The following is a 26,386-nucleotide window of genomic DNA, read 5'->3' as shown; positions in this document are numbered from 1 at the left end:
GGTATCATCTTGTAGGGGATTCCCGCAGCTTCCTCTACGCAAATTCCTCCCTAAGTCTTCCGATAAGTATTATCCCAATTTGTGTGTCTGCTTGGTAGGTTTACCACAGCTCCGTGACACCCCAAGGTCCCCTATGCTGTCGTATCTTACCGCCGGGTACTATGCACCATACATGATATTGTGTAGTTAATTAATTATTTTTTTAAACCACAAATTTTGAACTCGTCCAGATGAAATCCTAAAACCTGTTATTTGCTGTTTATCATTTCTTTCGAATTTAAAGCTATAGTAACCGCCACGAAACCTATCATTTTTCACAACTGAACCCGGGATATCTTCAGCGCGATGATGCGTAAACGTCAATTTACCGTCCTTTAAAACAGCTTCGTAAGATGTATTTAACTCAGGACTATAATACGCTCCTACAAATTCTTTAAGATCCGAAACCTCATAATTTGGTGGAGTAAACTCATGTGATTCAATTGGACCATCAGCATCATTTACTGCCTCTGATTCTTTTTCAAAAGCATCGTTCAAATAAAGGTCTGCAACTTGAAGTGCTAAATTCATTGGGTTGGATTGGCCTAAGTTACTAAAGACCATAACGGAAAAGTTCTGATCAGGAAACCTACCTAAATAACTGCGAAACCCAGCGTCAACTCCATCATGTTGAATTTGATTTAACCCCTTGTATTTGTTTACAAATTGACCGTAAGCACCGCCAAATGTTTCACCGTTGTTAAGCACTGCCAGCGTATTCATCTTGTCAATAATGGCTTTATCACCTACAGTAAGTGATGAGAAATTCATAGCCCATAGGGCCAAATCTTCGACAGTTGTAAATAAACTAGTTGCGCCCACATTGGCGAAATTTAAGACACTTTTCTTGTATTTACTATCAGGTACAGCGTGATAAGAATAGGCGCGGTTCTTTACAATTTTTTCATGATCATCATAAAAAAGTGTATTCAACATATTCAAGGGTTTAAAAATTTTTTCTTCGGTAAATGCTGCAAATGTTTTACCAGATATTCTTGCCACAACTTCAGCCAATAAAGTAAAACCTGTATTACAATACATATAGGATTCACCAGGATTAAAATTCAATTCTTTTTGCTGAGAAACTAATTTTAAAATGTGCGCTTTAGTGATAACATCATCTTGTCTCCATCCGGCCATAGCTAGTAAGCCCCACTGATCTCTCATTCCACTAGTATGTGAAGCCAAATGTCTTAAAGTAATTGTTTTCCCGAAATCAGGAACCTCGGGAATGTATTTGCGGATATCATCATCAAAAGATAACTTTCCTTCTTTTTCTAATAATAGGATTGAGAATACCGTAAATTGTTTAGAAACAGATGCAATATGGAATATTGTAGCAGGTGAATTCTGAATACCATATTCTAAGTTAGCGCTTCCATAACCCTTTTTAAAGACAATTTTCTGGTTTTTAACAACAGCTACAGTGGCTCCAGGTTTATTTATATCATTGAAATCTCCAAAAATGCTATCTATTTTTAGTTCCAATGCATTAGAAAAACTGGCTTGTGCGACTAGGTTGAGTGATGAAGAAATTATTAGAATTGAAAAAAAACTAAAAGCTTTAATATAATTCATAATTACAATTGTTTTAGAAAATCACCTGGTAGCGTAAAGGGATGTGCTATATCATTTGTTAGCATTTTGTTTTATTCTAGGGTCAAAATTCATGGCTGTTTCAGCAATCACTTTTATTCGAGAAGAGTCCAGGTGGTTGGGATTAATTAAATAATTGTACTCTTGGTTAACAATGCAGCTTGGTACTTTTAATACTGCTGCTCCACCGTCTTTTACAAAATCGTCTCCTATAAATTGCGTTTCTAATATTGGAGGTCTCGAATCCCAGTTTTCCGGTAAGTCTGCCGGATCTATTTCAAGGATTTGAATGTCATCCGGAATATCAATTTCAACATAATACCTGTCATTTGGTAAGTCTTCATTTAAGTCCAAATGAACCGAGACTTCCACAATTGCTAATGCACGAGATTCTGCGGTATAAACTAGGTAGGTGTTAAGGCTATTCCATCTATATCCTTCTGTCAAAGCTGCCCCAATTCCTTTTAGGGTGGTTTTTATGTGTTTTTTCCGTTCAACTCTGTAAACTCTCATTACGCCATATTGCCATATTCAAGTCTATTAAGAGCATTTTTAACCTCTTGAATACCTGTAACCGAATCGAATAAGCTCTCCGGTTTTACTCCACCTAAAGATAAATTTGGCTTCTTAAGCCATCTTTGAAACTTTTCGGATTCATTATTAAAGACTTCCAACCCAAAATCGAGAAGTTCTGTTAACAGCAGTACTACTTCACTATCTCTACCACTTAGTAATTCTTCTCCCCTTTTCTTTTTGTTGTAAGTAGTTTGAGGCACACCAAAAATGGTTAAAACTTGTTTTATGGGAAGATCAGTTCTTTTGCTAATTACCTCAATTGAGTCATAAGGAAGTCCTCTTCTAATAATATCCACCCGTTGCATCTTATTGGCCCAGGCATATTCTCCACCTGGAACTTTAATAATCCAACCAGCCCTTTTTTCTCTTGTAGCTCTTGCTCGCTTGACACTTTTTTCCGTGGCGAATTTCTTAACTTTTTGAAAGTGTGTTTTCATATAAAAGCAATTCTATTGTAATATAGTAACAAAATTGCTTTGCATAAAATTTCAATAAGAAATAAATGCTAAGGCCATTGTAAGGTGCACTGGCATTTATTAAGGGCATTAAACGAGCGCGATTTGGGTGTAGAAGCTAGTTTCTGGCATCCAGAAACAAGAACAAAGAGCTAAATCTGGCAAAAAAAGAGACCAACCAACTTAAACGGCTAAATACTCTTGGATACAGATCGCCAAGGAAAAACTCAATTACAATCCTAAAAGGTGCCTCTGCTGTGAAAATGAAACGCTTATTACAACCAAGCTAATCGCCCCAGAGCGAGGACCACCCTTACGCCAACTTAATAATGCATAACCTCGCCAATAATCACACTTTATCAAAAAGGCTTCACTGGAAGCCCTTGAACACCTATGTCTTAGGTTTTTTAAGACCTCAAAAATCAATGAAGCAAGTACTTAAAAGCGTTAATAGACAATCAATTCGTCTACTTTTTAATAATTTTACTGCCACGTAATTCCCTGAATTACCCAACAAAACCAATCCAATCCCCATAGCAGAAAGCTACCGGAGCTTGAGTCCAATCCTGACTGCTCAGGACTACAATTAACCGAAGCCTTAATCGCATCATTGAAGCTTAATTGTTACCCGCTGCCATTTTTTAGATGTTTCTTTTTGTTTTTGTTATTCTGTAAATGTGGTTTTTGTAAGTTCAAGGCTGCCACTCCACAAGTCTTTTTGAAAAACTTTGTTATAAGAATCAACAGATGTTTTAACAACTTTCCCATCCGAGAAATAAATTCCCTTTAAGTCTTTGTACTTTTCAGAATAAGCAAGTTTTGCTAAATTTCTTCCTGCTTGAGCTGGTGTATGTATGTTACTTTTTAATAAGGTCAAAACAGGGAATACGTTTTTCCATAAAAATCGCATAACAGGTGAATAAGTTTTGGCAAGTCCTGTTCCTGGTGTCATTCCTGGGTCATAGGCATTCACCCTAATATTTGTTTTTTTTAATCGCTCTTGTAATTCATAAGTGGTCATTATGTTACACAATTTTGAAGTAGAATACCTTCTTTGTCCAACTATGTTAGTTTTTTCGGAAGTTTCTTTTGAGAAAGCAAGCTCTTGAACACTGGTATAAATTGGTGGTTCTATTGGAGTTTTAAGTGATGGGTCGTGTGATTCGCTAGATGTGAATGTTATGTGTCCGTCATTTTTCATTAAGGGCAGCAATTGCAAAGTCAAGGCAAACGAACCGAGATGATTCACACCAAAGGTCTGCTCAAATCCATCTGCCGTATATTGTGTTTCGCCAATATTCTGTACTCCTGCATTATTTATCAAGATAGAAATGGAATTGTTTTTTTCCTTGGCAAATGATTCAGAAAACTTTCTTATAGATTCTAAAGAAGCCAAATCCAATTCCAAGCATTTTAGGTTTTTATGACCTGTCTTGTCTTTTATTTTTTCTATTATGCCTTTTCCTGCTCCAATATTTCTGGCAGGAATGATAATTTGTTCGTTTTTGGCAATTTGAGCCATTTGTAAAGCACACTCAAAGCCAATTCCACTGGTTGCTCCTGTAATAATTATTGAATCCATATTTTTTTGTCTTTTATTAAAATGATGAAGCAAAGTTCAGCACTTCAAAAGCAAAAACATTTGCCATTTGGCAAATAATGAATTCAGATGCTTTTTCGAATCCTACTTAACGATGATTGAGTGATTCCTAAATATGAAGCGAGATAGGAAAGCGGAATTCTGTTGGCTAAATTCGGAAACTTTTCAAGAAAACTTAGATACCTTGTTGTAGCATCTTCCGCTAACATTGGACTTAGTTTATTTACCTTTTCAACCAATGCTTTTTCGGTTATTTTATTGATAATGCCGTCCCACTGAATGATAGTAGCTGATAAATCGTTGAGTGATTCTGTAGAAAATACAAATAGTGTACAATCTGTTACAGCCTGAACATATTCGGAAGAGGGGATTTTTTGATTGAAGCTGTTTATGTCCACCGCAAAATTGTTTTCATCAACAAAGTATTTAGTAATTTCATCACCTTTGCTGTTATAATAACATACCCGGAAAATACCTTCTTCAATAAAAGCTACTTGTTTTGGTATTTTTCCTGCTTCGGAAAAGTAATCGCCTTTTTTTAACTCCAATACCTGTGCTTTTCTTTTTACCATGTCAATTTGCTGTTGATTTAACTGCCCAAATTCCAACAGATAGTTTATTAATTTGTCCATAGTCACAAAGGTTGTCATTGCATTTTATTCGGAATTTGTCAAATGGCAAAAAGGTGGATTGATTTTCGTATTATGTTATTTGTACGGTTTTTCTGGTTGCAGGGTAGAGTAGAGTCTGATCCCCAACTTTATTAATACCTATAAAGATAATAAGAAGTGCCAAACTATCAGCGCCCCGGCTGGATGTAGAATCTTCTACACCCTTTTATTCCTAACTTACTTTGAAGTCAAAATCTTTTATATGCCATTTGCAATGGCTTCTGAAGACCCCCTTTATGTAAACAAATGGACAAAATTTTGAATACTGTACTGAAATTTGAGACCCCATCCTAATCAACAATACACTCGGGCAGCATTCATTTGAAATTCATTCAAGGATAGACTATTTTTAGTTATGGGAGAGGCTTATCAAATAAGAGATCAGGAAATCGAGCCTGCCTGAGGCAGACAAGCATGACGAAATCGTAATGCCAAAGGATGATTATTGTAGCGAGATTCCACCCCGATAAACTGGGGCAAGTTCTGACCTTTGAAAAACAAATAAAAACAGATGAAAATATTCTGGATTAGAAGGTTTGATAACCGTGGATCATTGGTAATTCCGTTCATTTCCAATTGCAAATTGCCAAGGATAGAAGGGTGTTTTGCAAACCTACACCCAGCTCACGAAGGCATAAACTACACCTAGGGGGCACAAGGACGGGATAGCTGCCGTACGGAGTGAAACAGAGTACGGACAGCTATCTTTTGTTGCCTACAGTATTTTTCTTTATTGAATATATTTCCAATAATTTAATTAAATCAGATCCGAAATTATGAATAACCATTGTTGAAAAATGAGAAGTTCGATTAGTGTGCCTTGAAACTATAGAGAATAATAATTCTATAGCATCATTATTCTTCTTATCATATCTTATTAACATCTCAAAGATCACATTGAGAATATTATAAATCTTATCAAAAACTCTTAATCGACTTTCAACCAGATGCTGCCTACTACTTCTTCCAAAACCATTGAAATTATTTAAATCAAACAATTTAATAGTTTCATTTCCTCTGTCGATTGATTTTTTTGTAGAGTTATAAGAAAATAATAAATACCCAATATAATACATCTCATTTTCGATTTTCTCTTCTATAGTTTCAATCCATTGATTTGAATTTAAAAAGTAGTTGGGAGAAAATATTTTTGTTTGAAGTTTTCTTCCTTTTAAGGTATTACATCTTTGACAAGAGTAATGTAAGTTTTCAATACTCTTATCATACTGTTTATATATCGCTATATTTTTAGGATAAAAGTGCTCAATTTGAAAGAATGAACTATCTTCTATAGAAGACTCACAGAATGCACAACATCCTGAATAAAGAATTCTAATAATATCCCTAACTCTATCACTATGATTGTAGTGTCCTGAGGTTTCTAATATATTCTTCGCTTCAATTACTAGGGAATTCGTTTTAATATTTTTTTCTATAAACCTCATTTATTGGAAATTAATGAATTATAGAGTTTATTAATGTTTTCTTTCAACTCAAAGGATTTTTCTATGGAATATATAGGGTCTAATTTTTGCTTTGCCTTTTCATTACTATCATTTAAAATTCTATTTACATTTAATTCTACTTCTTGATCTCTATATAAGATTTTGAATTCATCTAGGAGCACTTCTTCAATGCTATAAGAATTAATATTTTCAATTTGGTGACTTTGAAATTCATTTTGATCATCTTTGTAAAATCTTACAACATTAGAATTGTTTGAGGTGTTTGATTTCATAAGGATTAAAGGTGAATGTGTTGCAAAAAAGAAATGCGAATTCCGAATTTCATAAATCTCTTCAATAACCCTTCTAAAGTACAGAGGGAAATTTTGTTGCCACTTCGGGTGTAAGGTGTTTTCAGGTTCGTCAAAGAAAATTAACAGATTTTCATATTTATCTTTTCCAGGAATATCAGAGAAAAAACTAAATAATCTGATTATACTTTGCTCTCCAGAACTCATATAGTCTAGTTGAACATCATTGCAGAAGATATTTAAATCAATAAGGTTTAAATCTTCTAATAGTAGTAATGTGTTCAAGTCGAATTCTGATAATTCGTTAATATTTGAAAAAAGAAACTCCCATTTTTTTCTTTCTTTTGTAGGAGTTCTTATGTTTAGGTGTTTTTCAACATCAGGGTCGTTTGTTTTTTCTTTTAAAAATCCTTCAATTTTATTCAACACAACACTAGCGTTAATTTTTTCGAAAAGATCTTTAAACGATTGATTTGAATCAAAATAAAACTTAAAGAATGCATTAGAGTTGTATATTGAATCAATAACATTCAATTCTAGAGAATCCAAGTTTTCTGTAATGAGCTTCTCGTCATCAGAAATATTTACTTTTCTTATAGTCTTCAGAAAGTTAAAAATATTAACATTGTTTTTATTTTTCAATAAAAAGAAATCATCATTTTCAATTCCACCTCTGGCTTCTACAGATAAATAACCTCTCATTTTCCATTCTATAGTTTCTCTTTCAAGCAGTTCTGAAAGTATATTCAATTTTTTATCATCCTTGAATTTCATTAATGATTTTGCAAAAAGTGTTTTTGTTGTGTTTATATCTGATAAATAGTTGAAACTTCTATAGCGAGGATTTTTATGAACAATACTTCTTTCAAACGATGATGAAATTAAAATTAGATACGAATTATAATGCTCTAGAAAATTTTTAATTATCAGATTTTTTTGATTGGAAAAATAATTATCAATCCCTAAGTTTACTAATTCGTTTACTCCAGAATTGGAGTTATATTTAATGTATTTTTTCGAGTTTGTGTAAAAGTTTATTAGTGCCTTTAATTTTGGTTCTTCAAACGAATCATTTGCATTAATAAAGTTTACTATAGTTCTGAATAATATCGTTTTACCAACACCGTTCTGCCCAATGATAAAAGTGTAATGATTTTCTTTCGTTTCCTCGTCAATTTCCAAGACTATATCTGTATGGTGTTCCCTTGTTAAATCCACAGTTAGATTAGTGGTTTTACCAAAAAAGTCTATTTTTTTTGATCCAATTACTTTATGGTGATTCACTGAAATTGATCTTAATAGCATTTAGTTTAGATTAAATTATTTTTTTATTGTAGGCAACGGTTTCGGACTTGGCGAAGGTGGCGATTTTCATCACAAATGTTGATACGAAGAACCAAGCTTTGATTAACCACAAATGTGTTTGCGGAGCACTGAAACGCCACTTTTGCCAAACCCGTGTTGGCAGCAGTTTATTTATTTTAGTCTAAGTGAATTGTTTACAACTTCGATAGGATTTGCACCTTTTTTTATTCTAATTGGGAAACCACTTACTTCAAGAATATCTGTTGAAAGATTAACGTCAAGATAAATATCTTCCCCGTCAATATGTTTACTAAGTTTAAATAAGCTTGATTTAGCACCAAAAAGATTATTTGAAAAAATTTTTAATTCAGCATCTGTCGTTTCTTTCTTTATATTAGCAAGTGCAGGAGAAACCGTCGCTAATAGTAAATCTCTAATTGCCTCAGCTTCATTTATTTCTTTTAGGGTCGAACAGAATTTCATTGCACGAATAATATCATCATAATCTGATTTTACTTTCTCATCAGCCTCCTCAATAAGACCGTTAACTTCATAAGATGCAGCATTTGGTTTTTCGTCAACAGTCAAATTTCCAGAATGTTGATAATAAGCTTCAATAGTTCCTTTTCTAAGAATGAAACAACCAAGTTTTTCTAAAAAGGACAAGAGTGATGACAAACGTACTTTAATTGTAATCCATTCTGCTCCATTTGTCGCTTTTTTAATATCATCATCAATGGTGTTAAATAGCCAACAAAATGCACTTCTTCGTTTGGCTATTAGTTCATCTTTTTTCTTATCTCTATTAATCCAGTAATAATGATGTTCAGCTTGTATTTTTATATCATCCCAATTAGTTAATACAATTTGACAGAAGTCGTTATAAATATCTTTCGCAAATTTTGCGGCATCTCTATGACCTAATTCTACTGCTATTTCAGAGGCTTGTGGCAGGTTGGTAAAAACACCAATAATATCTAAATTATCTGCTATTGCATCGGCATCTCCCAGTAAAGCAGGCACTTTGCCTATTAAACGAAAAAGTTTAATAACTACGGGAAATTGTCCCTTTCCTGTTACAGGAAGGATTTGTGAGCCTGCTGCCTCCAAGTTCAAGGAAAGTTTTCTGCTTAATGCAGAGCAAATTATCTCATCACTCGGCCCTTCAACTAATAATGGAGAATGGCAAAAAAGAGCTAGTTTATGCTCTTGACCAAGCCTAGTAAGTAATGCTTGTAATTTCTTACTTTGAAAGTCACCAAGTAAAGGGTCGATTTGAATTGGGCTTTCTTGGATGTCATTGCAAAAAATAATTGATGCCAAATCAGTTACCGAATTAACTTCAATAAATTCAGTCGAGTGAGTTGATATGAATATTAATTTTTTACCCTTTTCGGTGTTGCTACCTACAACTTTTTTAATTTCGTTTAAGAGAAATGATTGGAGCTGTGGATGCAACGACACCTCTGGTTCATCAATTAATAAACATCCAACTTCGTCATCATACAATGAAGCTAAAATTGCCGCTAAATGTAATAAACCACTTGCTTCTCTAGCTGATGAGTAATTTTTAGTTGTTGTCTGATCAACCCTTGAAAAAAATATCTTTAATTTTCCTCCATCCCAATCCACTACAATGTCTCTTTTGAAAAGTTTACGAAGTCTTTCTTGTACTTTAATTAAAACATCAGGTCGTTCAGAGAGAGTTGCGAAATCGCCAAGAATGGTTTCCGTTTGATGTCTTCTTTTGGTTGAAGATTTGTCGCCAAAACTTGCAGAGTCAAAACTTGGTTGTCCACGCTGTCCGTCAAAGTCAGACCTGTAATTTTCCATAGGTCCAAGTCTTCCAGCGGAAAGATATCTTATTTTTTTACCATTTAGATGAGTATTAAGCGAATGTTTTAGTCCTCGTAGAAGTTGTGTTTTTCCAGCACCATTTGGTCCAAGAAATGTTGTTAAACCTCCGTAAATTTTAATTGTCGGATTTTGAATTCCAGATATTCCAGTTTGACCTAGATTTATTTTGATGTCAATGGGAAATGTCATATTGTGTTATGTTGTGAAAATTGCTGCCAACATTTGTATAAAGCTATGTTTTGCTTGGGAGTTGCGTATATATCTATTATACCCCCTAAACTAACTAAATACTTCTAAATAAGAAACCCTTTATGACCTTTAAACAGGGATTTTTTTTTGGAAAAATGATAGGTTTAATGCATATTTTGCTCTAAGCGTTTGGTAAACATTTACAAAGGCTTGTATACGGATAAAGCCGGAAATCTATTTGTTTTCATATTTGTAAGATTTACTCCCAAATAGTCAATTGGCTCATGTAATCTCCTAACTGCTGATTCTCTAGTAATTTCAACCCTATATAAGGGAGCTTAGGAAATTCTGTTAAATGATCCGAGTTAAATTAAAAAACCCAATGCAAACCATCATTTTACTGTAATGCTTTACTTTAAACCTTCTCTCTTGTCAGTTTTTGGTCAAATGCTTTGGTTAATACTTAAAAAATGCTGCCAAAAAGGCGGAAATTTCCGGCTAAAAGGTTCAATTACCCACTTCATAACTGGAATTTTGAAGTAAATAACTGCAATGGGTAGGTTCTGAAGTACCCCTCCCCACTTCTGAACCTAGTAATTTTGACCTTATCCAAAGACTTTTCCTGAAATTTTGTCCTATTTTCCGATTTTCACCTCGTTTCTTGTCAGTTTTTGGTCGAATTTTTCAGGTTTAAGGTGAAAAATATCAGTTCTGAACCGGGAAATTCGAGTTGTAAGGTCCAAGCTTGTCAGTTTTAGGTACCCCACCCCTGTTTTAAGGTGGGTAATTGAGGTTATAAACTCCAATGGGTAGGTTCTGAAGTACCCTACCCCACTTCCGAAGTATCCCTCTTTGGCCCCTACGGCTTCGACTGGCGCAGCCTCCGGTACCACTGGTTACCACTGGTCCAAGTTTAACGTAGTGTAACTTGGATCTATCATGCTGAAAGTTTTCGTATTCATTCAATATCACCATCAAATAGATTAACGAAATCTGCTCAATAGGAATGGGCTTTAGCCCATTTATAAAAGCCATAACAATTCACCCGGCTTTAGCCAAAATTTGGAGGAGAGATGGCTGCTGGAAAAATAAGCCATCAACCTAGGTTTAAAGCCTAATTAATCTTTTTATTCTTGAAAGGTGAAGATTGGGCTAAAGCCCCGAAATATAATATTACATTCTAATCCCCCAGCTGAAGCTGGGGGCTATTGATAATCAGAAATCAATTCGATTTGAAATAAGATACTCGACTCCACTGGCTTCGACAGGCTCAGCCTCCGGTACCACTGGTTACCACTGGTCTAAGTTTAGCGAAGTGTAACTTGGACCTACAATGCTGAAAGTTTTCAACTTTCTTAAATAAATCCTGAATACAATCCGGATTGAAATAGCCGATAGGTTTCTAACGTTTTTCGATTCCTACGGCTTCGACAAGCTCAGCCTCCGGGGTGGTACTGGTCCCTGAGCGGAGTCGAAGGGTTCCAGTTTTCAGAAGGCTTAGTTATTACCACAAATTTATATTGTATTTACAAATCAAAATTTCTTCATTTATTCAAATGTACCTTTGTAGCTTCCTGTTATTATTTCTCCATCTGGTCGTGTAAATTCAAAATCTAGATCTATTTCATCTATCGATATAGAGTTAATATTTATTAAACTAGAAACAGCTATATTACTAACTCTTGGGTCATTATGTCTTAGAATTGTATTTCCTGCAAGAATTGAAAAATTATCAAAATCTGCATTTTCACGTATCGAGTACTCGGGAACCGGTGTTATAGTTCCTTCTATTACATTACTTGCTTCAAATGCAAAATAAAAATAATTCACACCTCCCCATTTTGGAGTCGTTCTGGATGGGTCTACATTTGACAAAACTATAGCAATTTTAGATGGTTCATTATCTATAATATTAAAGTCTTTTATAAAAGCTTTATCTACAGAAAAAAATGTATCCTTATACTTAAATCCATTTACAGTTTGGATTATAGGTTCAGTGTCTTCAGAACAAGAGCTAAACAATATTGCTATTGAAAAACCTATAATTAACTTTAATTTATTCATTTGTTTTTATTTAATTCTATTTTTTCAGAATTGTGTTTGTATGATTTCATTCAATAACTATACTGTATATATATTATGTGTGGTAGCAATTGTATATAACCATATTTAAGCAGAATTTACCTATACAGCTACTATTTAACCCACGAAACTACCTAAAAACTTATGAATAGAAAAACCCTTTACAGCTTTTAAAATGGGTTTTTATGGGGTTTTTTGCCCAAAATACCGGTTTGTTGTTAAACGTTTACAAACGAATAATATTGGATTGTTTTCCACCGGAATGCGATTCCTACGGCTTCGACAGGCTCAGCCTCCGGTAAGATTCTCTCTAACACTGGTCCAAGTTTAACGTAGTGTAACTTGGACCTACAATGCTGAAAGTTTTCAACTTTCTTAAATATCAATCCGGTTAGAATTTATCGGGTAAGTTTTAAACGTTCTTCGATTCCTAAGGCTTCGACAAGCTCAGCCTCCGGGAGGGAATTCCTACGGCTTCGACAGGCTCAGCCACCAAAGCAGAGGGGTTAAGTAAGCCTAAAAAGAAATAAGCGTGAACAGTATCCACGCTTATTTTAATTTTATTGGCCCTTTGGGCTATTGAGGTTTATTGCTTGCTGATGGTAAAATCCATCTTGCCGGCCTGTACATTGCCATTGCTTGTAAGGTTGATTCGGTACATTTCTTGTCCCCACTTGCTTGCTACGCCTTCATCTTCTGGTAAATCAAAAGGCATTTTCTCCACTTCTACCTCCATGTCATTTGGATTGTATTGGATTTCAAATGGTGACACCTTTCCGTCTTTGCCCTTATAGGCAATAGAGATTAGACCGGGTTTAACCACCTCTACCGGATAAACGGTCATCAGGTGTTGGATAATCTCTCCGCCCTGGGATAGCTTGTAGGTATTCTTTACCGTTACCCTTTTTCCACGGTTTAGCGCAAGGTCTCGCTTCCAGGAAACCAGACCTGCAGCTTCGGGATAGGACTCGCTAATATCCAAAGTCATAGCAGAACTGTTCTTTTTGGCATCATAAGAAACCTGGGTGGCTTTGAATTCCACACCTGCTTTTTGTGTCACGCCATTGATAGTAGGCAGGTTGTGGTAATCAGAACGGTTAAACCAAATGGAGTACCGCTCCCCACTGAAAGTCCTTCGGGTATAGGTTCCACTTCCCACATCGATTAGCACAGGAAGCCCATCGTAAAACACTACATAGTTTCCGATATCATTGTGGTTGTGACTTTCATCATTGTGCCCACCCTTTGCTGCTAGAAAAAACCCGTCTGAACTTCCTTCTTGATCTCTGGCTACCATTACTTGGATGTCTTTTAGCCAAACATCTTTAGGCAAGGGAAGGCCCTTTTCAGCATTGTCAAATTCTTCCTGCATAAACACTTCGAAGAAATGCCTGAAATAATGAAATCTAGGCAATGCTTTTTCATTTTGTTCCATATAGTAAGCACCAAACTTCATCATGTCCGGATCCTGAATGGCCTTGCCATACCTATAGATCATGGCTGCGGCCATTTTAGGCTTAGGGCTTGCATCCGCAAAATTCAAGAAATAATCTTTGCTGATCTGCGCCCTATAAATAAAACGCCCCATGTTCTTTACCTTTTCATCTTCGAAGGCAAACTGAAAAGCGCCATTGGTAGCCTCATTCAATAAGGAAAGGTTATCAAACAAAGAAGCCGCAGCAGCGCCCCAATACCCCGGCCCTTCATCACAACCTCCGTCTTCCGGGTAAGGCGTTAAAAATTCGTCCAGCACTTGGGTGGCCTTGTTGATATGGGCTACTCTTTTTTGCTCGTCATCTTCCAGCAATAAGGCTGCATTGATCCAGTTGGAGCAAATCCAAGGATTCCAGTTGTTGGGTCTCCTTCCGTTGGCATTGGCTGCCATCCAACCGTGGTGTTTGGTCATCAAAGGCTCAAAAATTCTTTTGGTGGTTTCATGCCGGATTCTTTTTCTTATCTGAGGGGAAATCTCATCAAATTTTTCTCCCAAAAAGTAATCCGCCCAAGCCAGATAAGTGGCCGTTTCGGCGGCAAATAAGTCTACAAATGGCTGGGAAACGTCCATCAAACCGGAATACTCATCTGTTTTCGGCAAATGGGCAGGCACTCCCCAAAAGGACTCCTCACAAATGGACCATACGCCATTGACTATGGGATCAATAAACCTCCCTTTGTTTTCATACAGCTCCGCCAAAATCATCGCTCCCAAAACTCTTCTTTTTTCAAAGGTCATCTCTTGGTATTCTGTTCGGTTTCCATTTCTGTGAATTAACAAAGATTTGGTAGCAGGGATATAGGGCCAGGAATAATCGATATACTCATTGGCATAATCAAGGAAAAACTCCATTTGCTCCTTGTCCGCCTTGCTCCAAGCTTCCCTATTGGCCAATGCCGGAAAAGGTTGCCAATCTTTAAGGGGAATCAATACTTCTGCAAGCTCTTGTTCACTGTACTTGCTACTGACCAAGTGTTGGGCAAAAACATTGGCTGACAATAAAATCCCTGCAATAAGCAAGAATATATTTTTGTTTTTTATCATTTCTATTTGGGTTTAATTAGTTACTTATAAAACAATCGATGGGAACCTTCGGATAATTGGATTTGCACCCAACCCTCTTCTGTTGCTTTCCTATCAACCAATTTATCATTTAAATACAGCTTTTTTGATGGTTTCTTTTTTAGGTAAAGCAGGGTTGCTTCTGGTGCGATGACACTTACAAATCGCTGTCCCATCCATAAAGTCACCTTTGCATCCGCTTTAAATTCAAAGGTTTTGTCTGCAAAACCTTTGGCATTTTTAGCAAATAGGAAATTGGTGTTTTCCTCAATTTTTCTACGCACTAAAAATGCTCCATGAAAGGAAACATCCTCATATTCAATAGCATTCTCCGACTTAACAGCATTTAAAATCAAGTCCTCTGCTCCCCTATCATGGTGAATTAAATTAATTTCAAAACCATCTTCAATAAATGGTGTCCAATTAATTTTGTCCTTATCCTCATTGATAGGGTTTAGTAAGGTCACCATTTGCTTTTGTCCCATGATATCGGGTGTGTAAATGGCCTCCAACCTATTGTGATCCGGGTAACCGGGATAACTTGATTGCACAGCAGAAGGTACCGGTTTTTGGTTTACCACATCAGGTTTTGTCAAATACAAGATTTCCAAGGATGTCCCTTCTACCGTTGGATAATGGTCAATGGCAGCTAAATAAGATTGATTAGCCAGCACGGTATCCACTTGGCTTTCATTTGCCGGGTGAAGATAGGAATAGACCTTGTCCCCTTCCTCCACCTCCACCTCATCCAATAAGAGTACATAAGCTTTAGCATTTTCGGTACCATGAAACAACAACAAGTTTCGGAAATGAGAAGAGCCTGACAGGGCAGTTCCTGCATCGCCTTTGGCATAATCAAAGGCAGGCCTACGGATGCTTTTTAAGATTCCGTTTCCTATTCGGGCATCATGGTCTTGACCATTAATGGTAAGGGTATTGTTTAGTGTCGCCGATCGTGTGGGAGCACCTAATCTCCCACCATTTACAAGCAACCTATTACCAAGCCCCGATAATGCCAAACCATTCACTTCCTGATGGGTATGCCATTCGTCCAGTGCTTTTATATTGTACAGTACAGCATGGATTCCGTCGGGATTCATGGCATTTTCTCTAAAAAAAGCACCTCCATCTTCATAAACACTGCTTTTGGGCAGTTTGGGATAAGGCAATTTGATCTTTGGAAGAAGGTAACTGATGATATGCCCTCTCTTCTTGTCATTCTCATGAAACCATGCTGCATAGGCAGCTGCTTCCGCATCAAAATTGCCCACCCTAGCATGCAGCAAATCGTTATTTAATGTTTGCGTGGGAAGCATATCCCCTATTATAGCCATTTCCTTGCTATTGTTCACACTGGCACTAAATAGCCAACGGTGAAATTTTTGCAGCTTTTCATTGGAATAGTATCGCTTGTCAATCCCTGTAAATTCCAATACATCCATATAGCCCGCTTTAGAGATCCGGCTATCTCCTCCACCCACTCTTTCCCAAGCGTAATGTATGGTAATCGGAGAAACCCCATCAGGAGTAATCTGGGCCATGGTCCCTTTAAAATAGGCCTCATCAGGTCCGGTTCTAAGTCCTTTGTAAATATCCCAAACCCCATGGGTTCCAAGTCTAACTTCGGTCCAACTGCCTTTACGATTAATTTTAAATATTTGGGATTCAATCACCTTTTCACAGGCAAGAATCTCTTCTTGGGTCAAATCATTGTAAACAATGTCAAGTGCCAGGATGGCCACAAAGAAAGAGCTCATGGGCGGAACAACACCACCCCAGTTTCTTTTTTCTGTAGGTTTTAATTTTGAATATTGATTTACTATTAAATCTTTTACTTTCTCCGCATACCTTGATTTCTCTTCCGGGTATAAAATATAGGCCAAAGCAACAGCGCCTATGTAATCCTGAAGTTCATAGGCTCCCATAATTTGTTCATTGAAGCCCTCTTCAGTAATCTTCAAGGCATCATCTGCCATGGACTTCCAGGGTTCATAAAATGCCTTTTGCCTGTGCTTTTCAAATTGATCTGCCTTTACGATTAAAAAAGGATGGGAATTTGCCTGAGCAAAAACCGAAGCCCCTTCCAACATAAAAAAAATGCAAAGGGTTGCAGTTAGGACGAGCTTGATTTTATTCATAGCATTCAATGTCTGGATATTAGTTTGCATTTAAAGCATAAAGTTTCAACAGACGGTGCATAAATGCCGGCCCTCCGGTTATGGTTTCATAGTGTTCATGCTTACTTGTGGCTTTTGGGAGCGCACTATTTTCATCCAAAAAAAGCGCAATACCCATTAGTGCAAAAAAGTCAGCCCGCTCCTTGTATGCTTTATTGCCCGTCAACTGATAGGATGTGATCATCAACTGGATTACAGCTGCAAAAGCATCCGGATTTTGTGCGTTGGACCAATCAGGACTTGCCTTCAGGTATTGATCGGCGGCCGCAATTATCATTGACTTATATTGGTTTGCAATCTTTGGATAATTAGGCAAGACTTGCTTGTACCTTTTATGCAAAAGGTTGGCAGTTCCGGCATGTGTTCCATAGCCATAGCCTGTAGCCCAGGTTTGGGTGTAAGGCTTATTCATGGATCGGTCTCTGGGGGCGCCGGTCTCTGAATGTAAGGTCACGGCAAAACCTCCTTCATTTAGGATTAAGTGGTCTGCGGCAAGAAAATCAGTATCTTGTTTCAATGCCAAATCCACTACCCTTTGTTTCAAGGGTTCATTTAAATGCTCAGCAGCTTCGAAAAGACATCTTGCCAACTCCAAATTACTGGTTGGCCAGACATAATCAGCTCCTCGTAAGGCCGGCAAGTATCCGGTAGCCGTTAGTTTGCTATTTTCTTCCATTCTCCGCACCAGTACTTCTATCGCTTCCATCAGTTCTTCTCTTCTTGGCCTGTATAAATTCTCTTTACGACTCAAGGCTATTGCCCATCTTTCTATCATTTGACCGGCATACCTGGGGAAGTCAGAACCTTTTTGTGGACCATGATCTAAATAGCTTGCATGCCTACTAAAATCACCTGTGCTTTTGTTATGAATTTGATGGTCCCACTCCCCTATGGCAAATTGCCAACTGGCCTCCGGACTCATTTGGTAACTTTTGTCCCAAAAGGGCCAAGCCTTGGCTTCATGGTAATCCTTTGATATAAACCCACATTCTTCTGTTTTAAAATCCCAAAATAAATGCTCCCCCCAGGCCATTAAACCTGTGTTTTCACTTTGACAGTTGTCAAAGAAGAAAGCGATGGTCCGGTCTGCCTCATCGGCATACTTGGGGTCTTTGGTAATGGATGTTAGTTCATAAAGGATTTCATACAAACCGATTTCCCATAGGGGATTGGATCCTCTAAGAGACCGATCTGTTTCTCTAATCCCATCTATGCTTCCAAAAACATCAACATTAGCTATTTCCATGGTCTTTCTGTCCAAAGCTGATGCAAACAATGGAGAGCTTATTTCTCCGTATCGATCTCTCCCATGAGCAATCATTTCATCTGCATAAGCTTGGACCCTTATCAGGTAATTTTCCTTATTAGAGGAGTTCCCAATCCCCTGTCCCTTTCCTTCAATACAGAAGGTGGCAGTAAAGACCAGAAAAAAACTTAAGTAGGCAATGGGTTTTGAGTTAATCATATTTATAATAGTGTAAATTAATGGAGCAAGAGAAAGTCATTCATTTTTGAAATCATTGGTCTTCTTGAGTTTAAGATATTTTCAAAATACTTATTCTTTAGAAAGCACCTGAGACAAATTTTAGACAATCTTAGGAAATTACGGATCACTCCATTTCGTAAAGGTAAAGCACCGAAGGATTTGGCCAAGGTTTTGGATAGGCTTTGTCTCTATTTGGTGGTAAGGTCTCCCATTTTAAACGATAGGTTTTGCCATTTTCGGGCATTCCCAAGTCTTTGGCATTCCTTATTTCCAGCCCCTCAAAGTCACCTTCCAAATTAAGATCAGCACCAAAGCTCTCTGGTTTTAACACTTCACCAATGGTATTTAAATCCTTGTCTAGGAGCAACATTCCCTCTCCATATTTAATGTGCTTGTAACCCAGTTCAAAATTCCCATCTTCTCTAAGGTTAAAATCTCCTAAGCGAACTTCTGTTGGTATACTTCCCCCTCCCGAGAATTCCCATCGATAATCCCAATTGGTCACTTGTTTGGCTTGCCATGCACCCTCTTCGATCTTGCTCACGTAAAATTGTAGGTTACCACTTTCATCGTATTTATGGAAAGCCATCAATGGCTCATTGTTTTCATCCAAACATAACTTCGCAGCAAGATTAATTATCCCTCCTTTAGGAGGTACAGGATCCACAATCACACTTTTCTGAGCAATGGTGACAGGTACAGTCAGCTTATTGCCGAATGCATCGTACCAATTTATCATGTCTGGGCTTTTGATATAGGAGAGGTCATGATTGGTCGCACAATCAGGCGTGTCTCTCCATACCCAATACATATGGTACCAATTGTCTTCCATTAAAGCAGGTTGAGAAGCATAGGCATTCATCTCTCCCTTGCCATCTGTCAGAGGACTGTCTAAGAAGCGTGTCCATTCCTTAGAAGCTACATCGTAAATATTGTAAATTTCATTGCCATTTCCACTTCCTCCATCACGGTAATGAAACAATAGACGGCCTTCCCTGTCCTTCATGAAATGGGGATAGGTACATCGTTCTTCATTGGGGCCTACCATCTCCATTTCCTGTTTTAAACTACTGATATCATTGGGAATTTGTCCGCGAAAGTAAGTTATGGGATGCACATGCATATTACCGGCCAGGTGCAAATAACCTTCGGAATCAATGTCTATGGTAACAAAATTGTGACTGTCCCATCCAAGCTTGGTACTGGTCCCCTGCCCTTCTTCCCTATCGAATACCGGCAATTGATGCAGTTCAAATTGATCTTCATCAAGATTTCTCTGCCCTACCGTCATGTGCCGGTCTTTGTTGTAATAGGCAATGTATTGCCGGTCTTTGTGGGTAAGCAATGAAAAGCCTACGGAATGACCTGCCCAGACACTGTCAACAGGGATTATCTTTTTGACCGCCAGCTTTTGATCCCGCTCATCGATTACAATGGGCTCGTCTGAAGTTTCTTGATTTTTTTGATTGCAAGCGACCAAAGCAAAGAGCACAAGCCATACATAGCTACTAATACTTAAAATTTTGTTCATCTTTTTTTTATTAATCTTCAATTAAATCATGACTAAGGAGACTGGCATTCATCCAAAAAACCGGTCTGATTATGGCGTTTTTTACAATCATAAGATCACGCTACTACCCGCGAATTCCCCCTCAGGTAGCTTTACAGTTATTTCGCTTACCCAACTTTCAGCATCCCAATTGATTGAAATTTTGTCGCTTTTCAGGTCAACTTTACCATTGACCTGAAAGTGCATTTTGCTCAATTTCCTACTTGGATCTGCTACCGCCATTTTCACTATATTTTGTCCATCCAAATGAACCAATAATAACCCCGGACCATCCATTGTTAATTCAAGCCCATTGCCTAATTTTAATTTCCCTGCTTGGTAAAAATTGGCTTGTACTTGTAACAACTGCTTGTGTTTGACAGCCTGTAAGGCTGAGGTATTTGACAAAACTTCAATCTGATCATCAAATTGATAGGCCTTGGTTTCTTCCAAGCCGGCATTAGGTAATATCAGATAAGCATAGTTCCCTTCTCTCACATTATTTCCATGGTTTACCCAAAGACTGAACACATCTTTGCTCACATCCTCTTGGGGTGCCCTTGTTTGCTGGTTAATGGTAGTCCAATTTCCGGTGACCTCTCCGAAAGACAGTTCTACTTCCTGAGGTGCTAACATAAAATAGCCTACCCGATCATGGTAAATCCAGTCCAAGTCTTTAAACTCATGCTTTCCTCGCTCTAAAATCTTCGTTTCCTGACCTACTTTTGCATAAACCTCTCCTTGGAGCAGCAATTGATTTAAGGTGGTAAAAACCGCTTGTTTGCCTTTTGATTCTATTCCCGTTCCCAAACAAACGTATTCCTTGTCAAAGAAGAACCAGCTCTTTTTGGCTTTTAATGGATCATGTGGACTGATAAAATCAAAGGCTACACTTCCATATAAATCATCTGTAACCGCTCCCACAAAATCTGTATAGCCGGGTTTTTGAATTTGATCCGGATCTGGAAGCCTTTCCTTTTGAAGAATGGTTGCCCCGGGGATTTTCTGAAAATCCATCACAGGAAAAATATCAAAATATTCTTCTCCTGTGATAGAAAGGTGATTGGTGCCATCTCCTCTATGATGGTTTTTCAATCCTTCACTATTATAGGGAACCTCCATATTGTCATTTCTGGTGGAATACATTCTTACAGAAGTAAAATAGTCCGGCCGCTGAAAAGTGAAGAATTCCGTCTGCCAAAAGTACTTGCCATAGGACAGGGACACATTTTGAATCCCTTCTTCCCGAATTTTTACAATTTCTTCCAAATCAGCTTTTCGGTAATCAGTGGCCTGAAGTAGTTTTCTTGGCGTTTTGGCATCCAAACCATGAAGAGCGCCCGGTCGGGCAATGCTCCTGTTTTTTGCTCCGGCTTCTAAATATTTTCCGAAAGCCAGGTTTTTACTTATTCCATCTAAATAATAGTCAACCAAAATGGCTACTTTATCAGAAGAAAATGCGTACCGGGTGTCTGCAGTATATACAAGCCATTCTACGAAAGCATCTGCATAGCCTAAACCATAGGAACTTGTATTGTTTACCCTATCTACCCGATGATGAAAACTAAAATCCCTTTGAAGACCACGGCTACCTGTAGAGAACTTGATTTCTCCTTCAATGACTTTTAAAACAGCTTCGAATTTTTCTTTTTCCTCTAGAAAAAGCAGGTTCTTGGCAAGTATTCCAGCGATTTTTATCCTGTCACCACTTGGTCTTGCTCCTGAGGCATTGAGATGGGCCCTACCAATAATGGGTTGGGCGGCTTGCACCAATTTTTCGGGCAATTCATCTCCTATCAGTAGCATTACTGCCACTAAATTGTTGGGGGTACCTATTTGATTGTACCACCAATTGTCGCAGAAATAATCATTTTCTACCCAATGGGCCAAGGCATTGGAAACTGCCTGCTTTACTTTTGGACTTCCTTTATACTTGGAATCTGGCTGTCTATAGGCTTTTGCTAAAGTCACCATATTTCCTGTGTGTAAATAATGTTCAAAGCCTGTTCTCGATACATCTTGGTAATTGATACCGGGCCAGGTTCCGTCAGGATTTTGAGAAGTAAGCAACTCCTCTATCGCCTCCTCATTCACCTCGGATGCCAGGTATTCAGCCACTACCCTATCCTTCACCAGATCAAAATCAGTGGATGCAGGTAGGGCGAGAGTAAACCCTGTGCTTAAGAAAAAAAGGAAGACCCCTATAAAAAGGCTACTGCCAAAGGATGGTAATCTTCCTTTGGCAGTTGAGTTATATGTTATCACAATGCTTTTAATCTAACTTTGATTACATCTGTATTATTTTCAATCAAATAAGCGGGAATCCTAATCTCCAATCTTTTTAAGTCTTCAATTTGCCTGTCTAACTCAAGCGGTGCCGGGTCGAGGGATATTACGGATACCATGATTTCCGGATGAGAGAGGTTCTCCAGCTTAATCTTTTTCCCGTCTTGGCTTAGGATGGCACCACCATCCACAATACTAACATCTGCCTGGGTCATCATTTGCCAAGTGATCATTTTGGTATGCACATTGGTTTCAATCTGATCTTCGATGACCAATGAATGATTGTCAGGTTTGATAAATGTTCTGGTGGCCTTTCTTAATTTGTTACCAAACACCGGTGTCAGATCAAAAGAAGCTTCGGGTTGGTCTCCATCCTTTACATCGAGCATTTTGGCAAAACCATCATTTACATGAAGTTCATCATTGACGGTCAGTGTGCTGTGCCCATAATTATTTTTGGTCAACAAAGTCCAGCGTTCGCAATCTTGGCAAGACCCCCAAAGATCAAAACCTGCTTGCTCTAGCTCATTGTAATTCTGATTGCCCGGATCAACGCTCCATCTAACGCCATTAAGCTCCCAAATAAAAGAACCTGCATCCAAATTACCATGTGAAACGGTTCCTTTACCACCTTTTCCTCCAAAGTAATAGCCTTCTCCATCACGGATAATTACTATTGGGTTTTTACCATCTCCTTTGTAAACAAGTGGTAATTCTGCTTCAGCAGTTTTTTCAAATTGTGCCAACCACACCAATCCGGCGCCTGCAATCCTGTGAAGCTTTCCAAAATCAGCCACCGGTTGACTGAATTTATCATCTTCTATATACAGGGAATTCCCACTCTGGGTAGCAAACCAAGCTAAAATTATATCGCCAGCATTACTGTGGCGATCTCCACAATCCGCGTAATTGTAATAGTTGCCGGATGGGGCAACTGTCAATTTCCTGAAATCGGCACTTTCTTTAAAGGCAGGGTAATCGCCTATACCGAAGTCAGTTTTGAAAGCCGTTTTTAGCATGGCAGAGGTAAGTACAGTAAACGCAGTACCATAACCCCAATAAGTGGAGCCTTCAGGATAAGCCCCATCCGGTCCGTATTGCATCAAGCCATTAGGAATTCCATCCAGTGAACGGTGAATGGTTTTGGCTGCCAATTCTATATCCTGATCTGCAATCACAAGAGAGGCAGCAATCATACCGGCATTACAAACCTGATTCCAGTTGTTGGTGCCGTACATTCGACCTTTGTTTCCATTCCAGCTTGGCTCAATACCTTTCTGAATCAATGCTTCCTTCGCTAGCTTCACTGTAGCAGTCGGCAAATCATCTCCTACCCAGTCAACGGCCAAAGCCACAGCAGTCGCCATCTCTGCCACATCAAGAAAATGGGATGGGTTCCAATCAGAAAAATTACTTACAGCGATAACTTCCTCATTAATCTTATCAAGGTATTTCTTGTCCTTTTCGATGATATAGGCAATTCCTAAAACATTGACACGGTGCAGCATGTCCCGTGAGGTGCCCAATAGCCTTCGTCCGATTACGTTTCGGGTAAGCACAGGCATAGAGAGTACATCATCCGCATTGGCTTTTAATGCCTGGTAATAGTTGCCCACTAATGGATCACTCTTGATCTTACGCTTTAGGTTTCTTTCGAGTGCCGGTGTCAGGGCCAGTTTAGGGCCTGACTTTTTCAGGTGCCGCTTGAGGTAGTTTACAGTTATCGGGTTCTCCAATTTAACCGTATCCATCTCGGCATCCTCAGGCACTGCAGCCATAAGCGGACTCCAAAGCAGGGCTGTAAACATCAGCAATTGAAGGGCAAGTTTTTCTATTCTCATTTTATTTAAAATTATCATTAAGTATATCTATTTCTATAGGTTATGAATATTCAACACAATTGATCCTCGCATTTAGCGCAATACCTTACTAGGAAATGAATTTCATAGGCAGCTTCATGCGGGATACATCTAGCCTAAGATCGGTAAAAGTGGCCCGAAAAAAAGCTTTAAAAAGCAAAATGGATTAAGGAGGTTTTCAAAAAAATAAAATTGCCTCGCTTGGTACGATCTCTTTATCATATTTGGGAATAAATTGGGTTTACAATGAAACCCGAAATATGCAATAAACCTTCTATTGCGTGCTGAAACCACTTCAAAATCAGTCAATTGTTGCTGTTTTCGATTTCACCACAGCTAATCTATGGTAAAGTCTCCAAACAGCCTGATTTTATTGCGATTTCAACCCTCCTTGAGAAAGTTCAGGGAATCCTATTCCATAATCCGGGTTAAAGGATCAATTTAAAATATCCCCATTAATTTTCCTTTCCGTTTATAAAAAAAGACAAAAAAAAACTGCTATAATCTGATGGAATCAGCTTATAGCAGTCTTTAATATAAAATAGATTTAATTAATTATAACCCGGATTTTGTTCCAATTGAGGATTTTGAGCTAAATCATCCAAAGGCAATGGCCATAGGTAATTTTTACCCTCGTCGAAAGTTGGATTTTCCCAATCCGTTCCTTTATAAACATCGATATAGGTTTTTCCTGTTTCAGGATCTTCGCTAGTCTCTATGATTGCTCCGGCAAATCTTGCCTGATTTTCAGCATTCCAACGAATTCCCAAATCTGGGCTTTCCAATTTTTTACCTTGTTTCCAACGCTTAAGGTCTTTGTACCTAAAACCTTCTAAGAATAACTCGACTCTTCTTTCTCTTCTGATTTCTACGATCAATGAAGAAACGCCATCATTCGCATACCTTGGATCCATTGGAGGATCAAGCTCTAGATGAGGCATTGCTACTCTATCTCTAAGTAGGTTAATACTCATATCAAGATCTGCCTCAGTAATATCTCCCAACTCAGCCTTGGCTTCAGCATAGTTTAGCAATACTTCACCGAACCTAAGGATAATAGCAGGCGTCTCAGAAGTATTGTAAGCTTTACCGATCATATCATCTGCATTGTAATGCTTGATGATGTGGTATCCGGTTTCAGTGGTAAAACCACCCGGCATCCCTACAACTCTTGGGTACTCTCTACCATCGGCTCTGTCATATTTATACTTTTCAGTATCATCAGGGTGAAGGATTGTCTGCCTTAAACGTGGGTCACGATTTACAAACACATCTTCAAAGGTGTCATCTCCTTTATATTCCGGAGACAAAGTAATAGGTAGCCCGTCAGTTGCCAAAAAGTCTTCTACAAAACTCTTGGTAGCTCCACCGGTATAGCCAAAATAACCTTGGACAACATTGGTGAAAATTCCCAATTGATACCTTCTCCAAACCATTACTTCAGGATTTCCACTAAGGTCAAGTATGCGCATGTAAGCATTAAAATCATTGTCAGGGTTGCCTGTATTGTACAAAGCATAAGGCCCATCGTCCATTACTTCTTTTGCAGCTGCAGCAGCTTCTGCAAGCCACATTTCAGGATTAGTACCGCCGTGGTATTTTCTCCAAGTACCTTCAAATAGACACAATCTTGACTTGATGGCCAAAGCTGCCCATCTGTTCAAACGACCCGGCTCGTTTCCATCTCCCCAATCATCCGGTAAATGGGTGGTAGCAAAATTAAGGTCTTCCAAAACTTTGTCCATCGCCTCTTCTCTAGGCATCCTTGCCGCAAATAATTGCTCAGAGTCAATGTTCAATTCGGTTTCTACCCATGGAACATCACCAAATTTTTGAACTTTCTCTGCATAAAACCAACCACGTAATAAACGCGCTTCAGCTTTGTATTTATTTTTAGCTTCTTCGGAGATAGCTGCCTTATCGTAATTGTCCATGCCTACATTGATGGCCCTAACAAAACCCCAACCTCTGTACCCAAACCATTGAGGACTATTGGGAACAAGCTGCTTACCAGCTCTAACCTGCTGAAAGAAGGTATGCCTGTCATTCCTTGGTGCCAGGTTATCAGAAAAACCATCCAGGAAATAATAGCTTCCATAATAGCTACTGAAACCATTGTTATGACCGTGCAAAATTGGAACTTCGTGGTCAGTTAATGCCAAATGATACAGACTATTGTTATAGACCATAAGGTCATTTTCCGTATTCCAGAAAGTCTCGTTACTTACTTCATCTGTTGGGTAGCGTTCCAAGAAATCATCATTGCATGAAGCTAGCAAAAATGAAGACAGGCAAACGACAGCCCATATAAAATTATATCTTTTCATACTTATTTTAGGTTTTGGT

Annotated in this window: 17 protein-coding genes; all 17 read right to left on the bottom strand. The window is 38.2% G+C overall.

Annotated elements, in window-relative coordinates:
• Positions 1-186 precede the first annotated feature (186 nt).
• Positions 187-1,617 (bottom strand): serine hydrolase, encoded by a 1,431-nt coding sequence (locus tag Q4534_RS07925; RefSeq protein ID WP_303612630.1) that lies wholly within the window; start codon positions 1,615-1,617, stop codon positions 187-189.
• 51 nt (positions 1,618-1,668) lie between these two features.
• Positions 1,669-2,148 carry an RES family NAD+ phosphorylase gene (locus tag Q4534_RS07920; protein WP_303612629.1) on the bottom strand — a complete coding sequence of 160 codons (480 nt, stop codon included), beginning with the start codon at positions 2,146-2,148 and terminating at the stop codon, positions 1,669-1,671.
• Entirely contained in the window at positions 2,148-2,648 is a 501-nt protein-coding gene (locus Q4534_RS07915) for an antitoxin Xre/MbcA/ParS toxin-binding domain-containing protein (protein WP_303612628.1), read from the bottom strand. Before Q4534_RS07915 ends, Q4534_RS07920 begins: the two co-directional genes overlap by 1 nt.
• A 682-nt stretch (positions 2,649-3,330) precedes the next feature.
• Positions 3,331-4,248, bottom strand: a complete 918-nt coding sequence (locus tag Q4534_RS07910) for an SDR family NAD(P)-dependent oxidoreductase (protein ID WP_303612627.1) — start codon at positions 4,246-4,248, stop codon at positions 3,331-3,333.
• Positions 4,249-4,331: 83 nt separating this feature from the next.
• On the bottom strand, positions 4,332-4,898 hold the full coding sequence (locus Q4534_RS07905) for a Crp/Fnr family transcriptional regulator (RefSeq protein ID WP_303612626.1): 567 nt from the start codon (positions 4,896-4,898) through the stop codon (positions 4,332-4,334).
• Between the two features lie 740 nt (positions 4,899-5,638).
• Positions 5,639-6,382 carry an HNH endonuclease gene (locus Q4534_RS07900; RefSeq protein ID WP_303612625.1) on the bottom strand — a complete coding sequence of 248 codons (744 nt, stop codon included), beginning with the start codon at positions 6,380-6,382 and terminating at the stop codon, positions 5,639-5,641.
• Positions 6,379-7,998, bottom strand: a complete 1,620-nt coding sequence (locus tag Q4534_RS07895) for an AAA family ATPase (RefSeq protein ID WP_303612624.1) — start codon at positions 7,996-7,998, stop codon at positions 6,379-6,381. The genes Q4534_RS07900 and Q4534_RS07895 overlap by 4 nt, the downstream gene beginning before the upstream one ends.
• A 171-nt stretch (positions 7,999-8,169) precedes the next feature.
• On the bottom strand, positions 8,170-10,044 hold the full coding sequence (locus Q4534_RS07890; RefSeq protein ID WP_303612623.1) for an ATP-dependent endonuclease: 1,875 nt from the start codon (positions 10,042-10,044) through the stop codon (positions 8,170-8,172).
• Positions 10,045-10,818: 774 nt separating this feature from the next.
• Positions 10,819-11,079 (bottom strand): hypothetical protein, encoded by a 261-nt coding sequence (locus tag Q4534_RS07885; protein ID WP_303612622.1) that lies wholly within the window; start codon positions 11,077-11,079, stop codon positions 10,819-10,821.
• Between the two features lie 513 nt (positions 11,080-11,592).
• Positions 11,593-12,108, bottom strand: a complete 516-nt coding sequence (locus Q4534_RS07880; RefSeq protein ID WP_303612621.1) for a hypothetical protein — start codon at positions 12,106-12,108, stop codon at positions 11,593-11,595.
• A gap of 604 nt (positions 12,109-12,712) precedes the next feature.
• Positions 12,713-14,665 carry a heparinase II/III family protein gene (locus Q4534_RS07875; protein WP_303612620.1) on the bottom strand — a complete coding sequence of 651 codons (1,953 nt, stop codon included), beginning with the start codon at positions 14,663-14,665 and terminating at the stop codon, positions 12,713-12,715.
• 20 nt (positions 14,666-14,685) lie between these two features.
• A complete protein-coding gene (locus Q4534_RS07870) occupies positions 14,686-16,851 on the bottom strand; it encodes a hypothetical protein (protein WP_303612619.1) in 2,166 nt (721 codons plus the stop codon).
• Positions 16,841-18,325, bottom strand: coding sequence for a hypothetical protein (locus Q4534_RS07865; RefSeq protein ID WP_303612618.1), 1,485 nt, complete (start codon positions 18,323-18,325; stop codon positions 16,841-16,843). The genes Q4534_RS07870 and Q4534_RS07865 overlap by 11 nt, the downstream gene beginning before the upstream one ends.
• A 145-nt stretch (positions 18,326-18,470) precedes the next feature.
• Positions 18,471-19,877 (bottom strand): BNR repeat-containing protein, encoded by a 1,407-nt coding sequence (locus Q4534_RS07860; RefSeq protein WP_303612617.1) that lies wholly within the window; start codon positions 19,875-19,877, stop codon positions 18,471-18,473.
• Positions 19,878-19,964: 87 nt separating this feature from the next.
• Complete coding sequence (locus Q4534_RS07855; RefSeq protein ID WP_303612616.1) at positions 19,965-22,160, bottom strand: polysaccharide lyase family 8 super-sandwich domain-containing protein; 2,196 nt, start codon at positions 22,158-22,160, stop codon at positions 19,965-19,967.
• Positions 22,157-24,022 carry a heparinase II/III family protein gene (locus Q4534_RS07850; RefSeq protein WP_303612615.1) on the bottom strand — a complete coding sequence of 622 codons (1,866 nt, stop codon included), beginning with the start codon at positions 24,020-24,022 and terminating at the stop codon, positions 22,157-22,159. Before Q4534_RS07850 ends, Q4534_RS07855 begins: the two co-directional genes overlap by 4 nt.
• A 569-nt stretch (positions 24,023-24,591) precedes the next feature.
• Complete coding sequence (locus Q4534_RS07845) at positions 24,592-26,367, bottom strand: RagB/SusD family nutrient uptake outer membrane protein (RefSeq protein WP_303612614.1); 1,776 nt, start codon at positions 26,365-26,367, stop codon at positions 24,592-24,594.
• Positions 26,368-26,386 lie beyond the last annotated feature (19 nt).

The sequence above is a fragment of the Cyclobacterium sp. 1_MG-2023 genome (genome assembly GCF_030546805.1).
Taxonomy (GTDB): domain Bacteria; phylum Bacteroidota; class Bacteroidia; order Cytophagales; family Cyclobacteriaceae; genus Cyclobacterium.
This window is presented reverse-complemented; position numbering and strand designations above follow the sequence as displayed.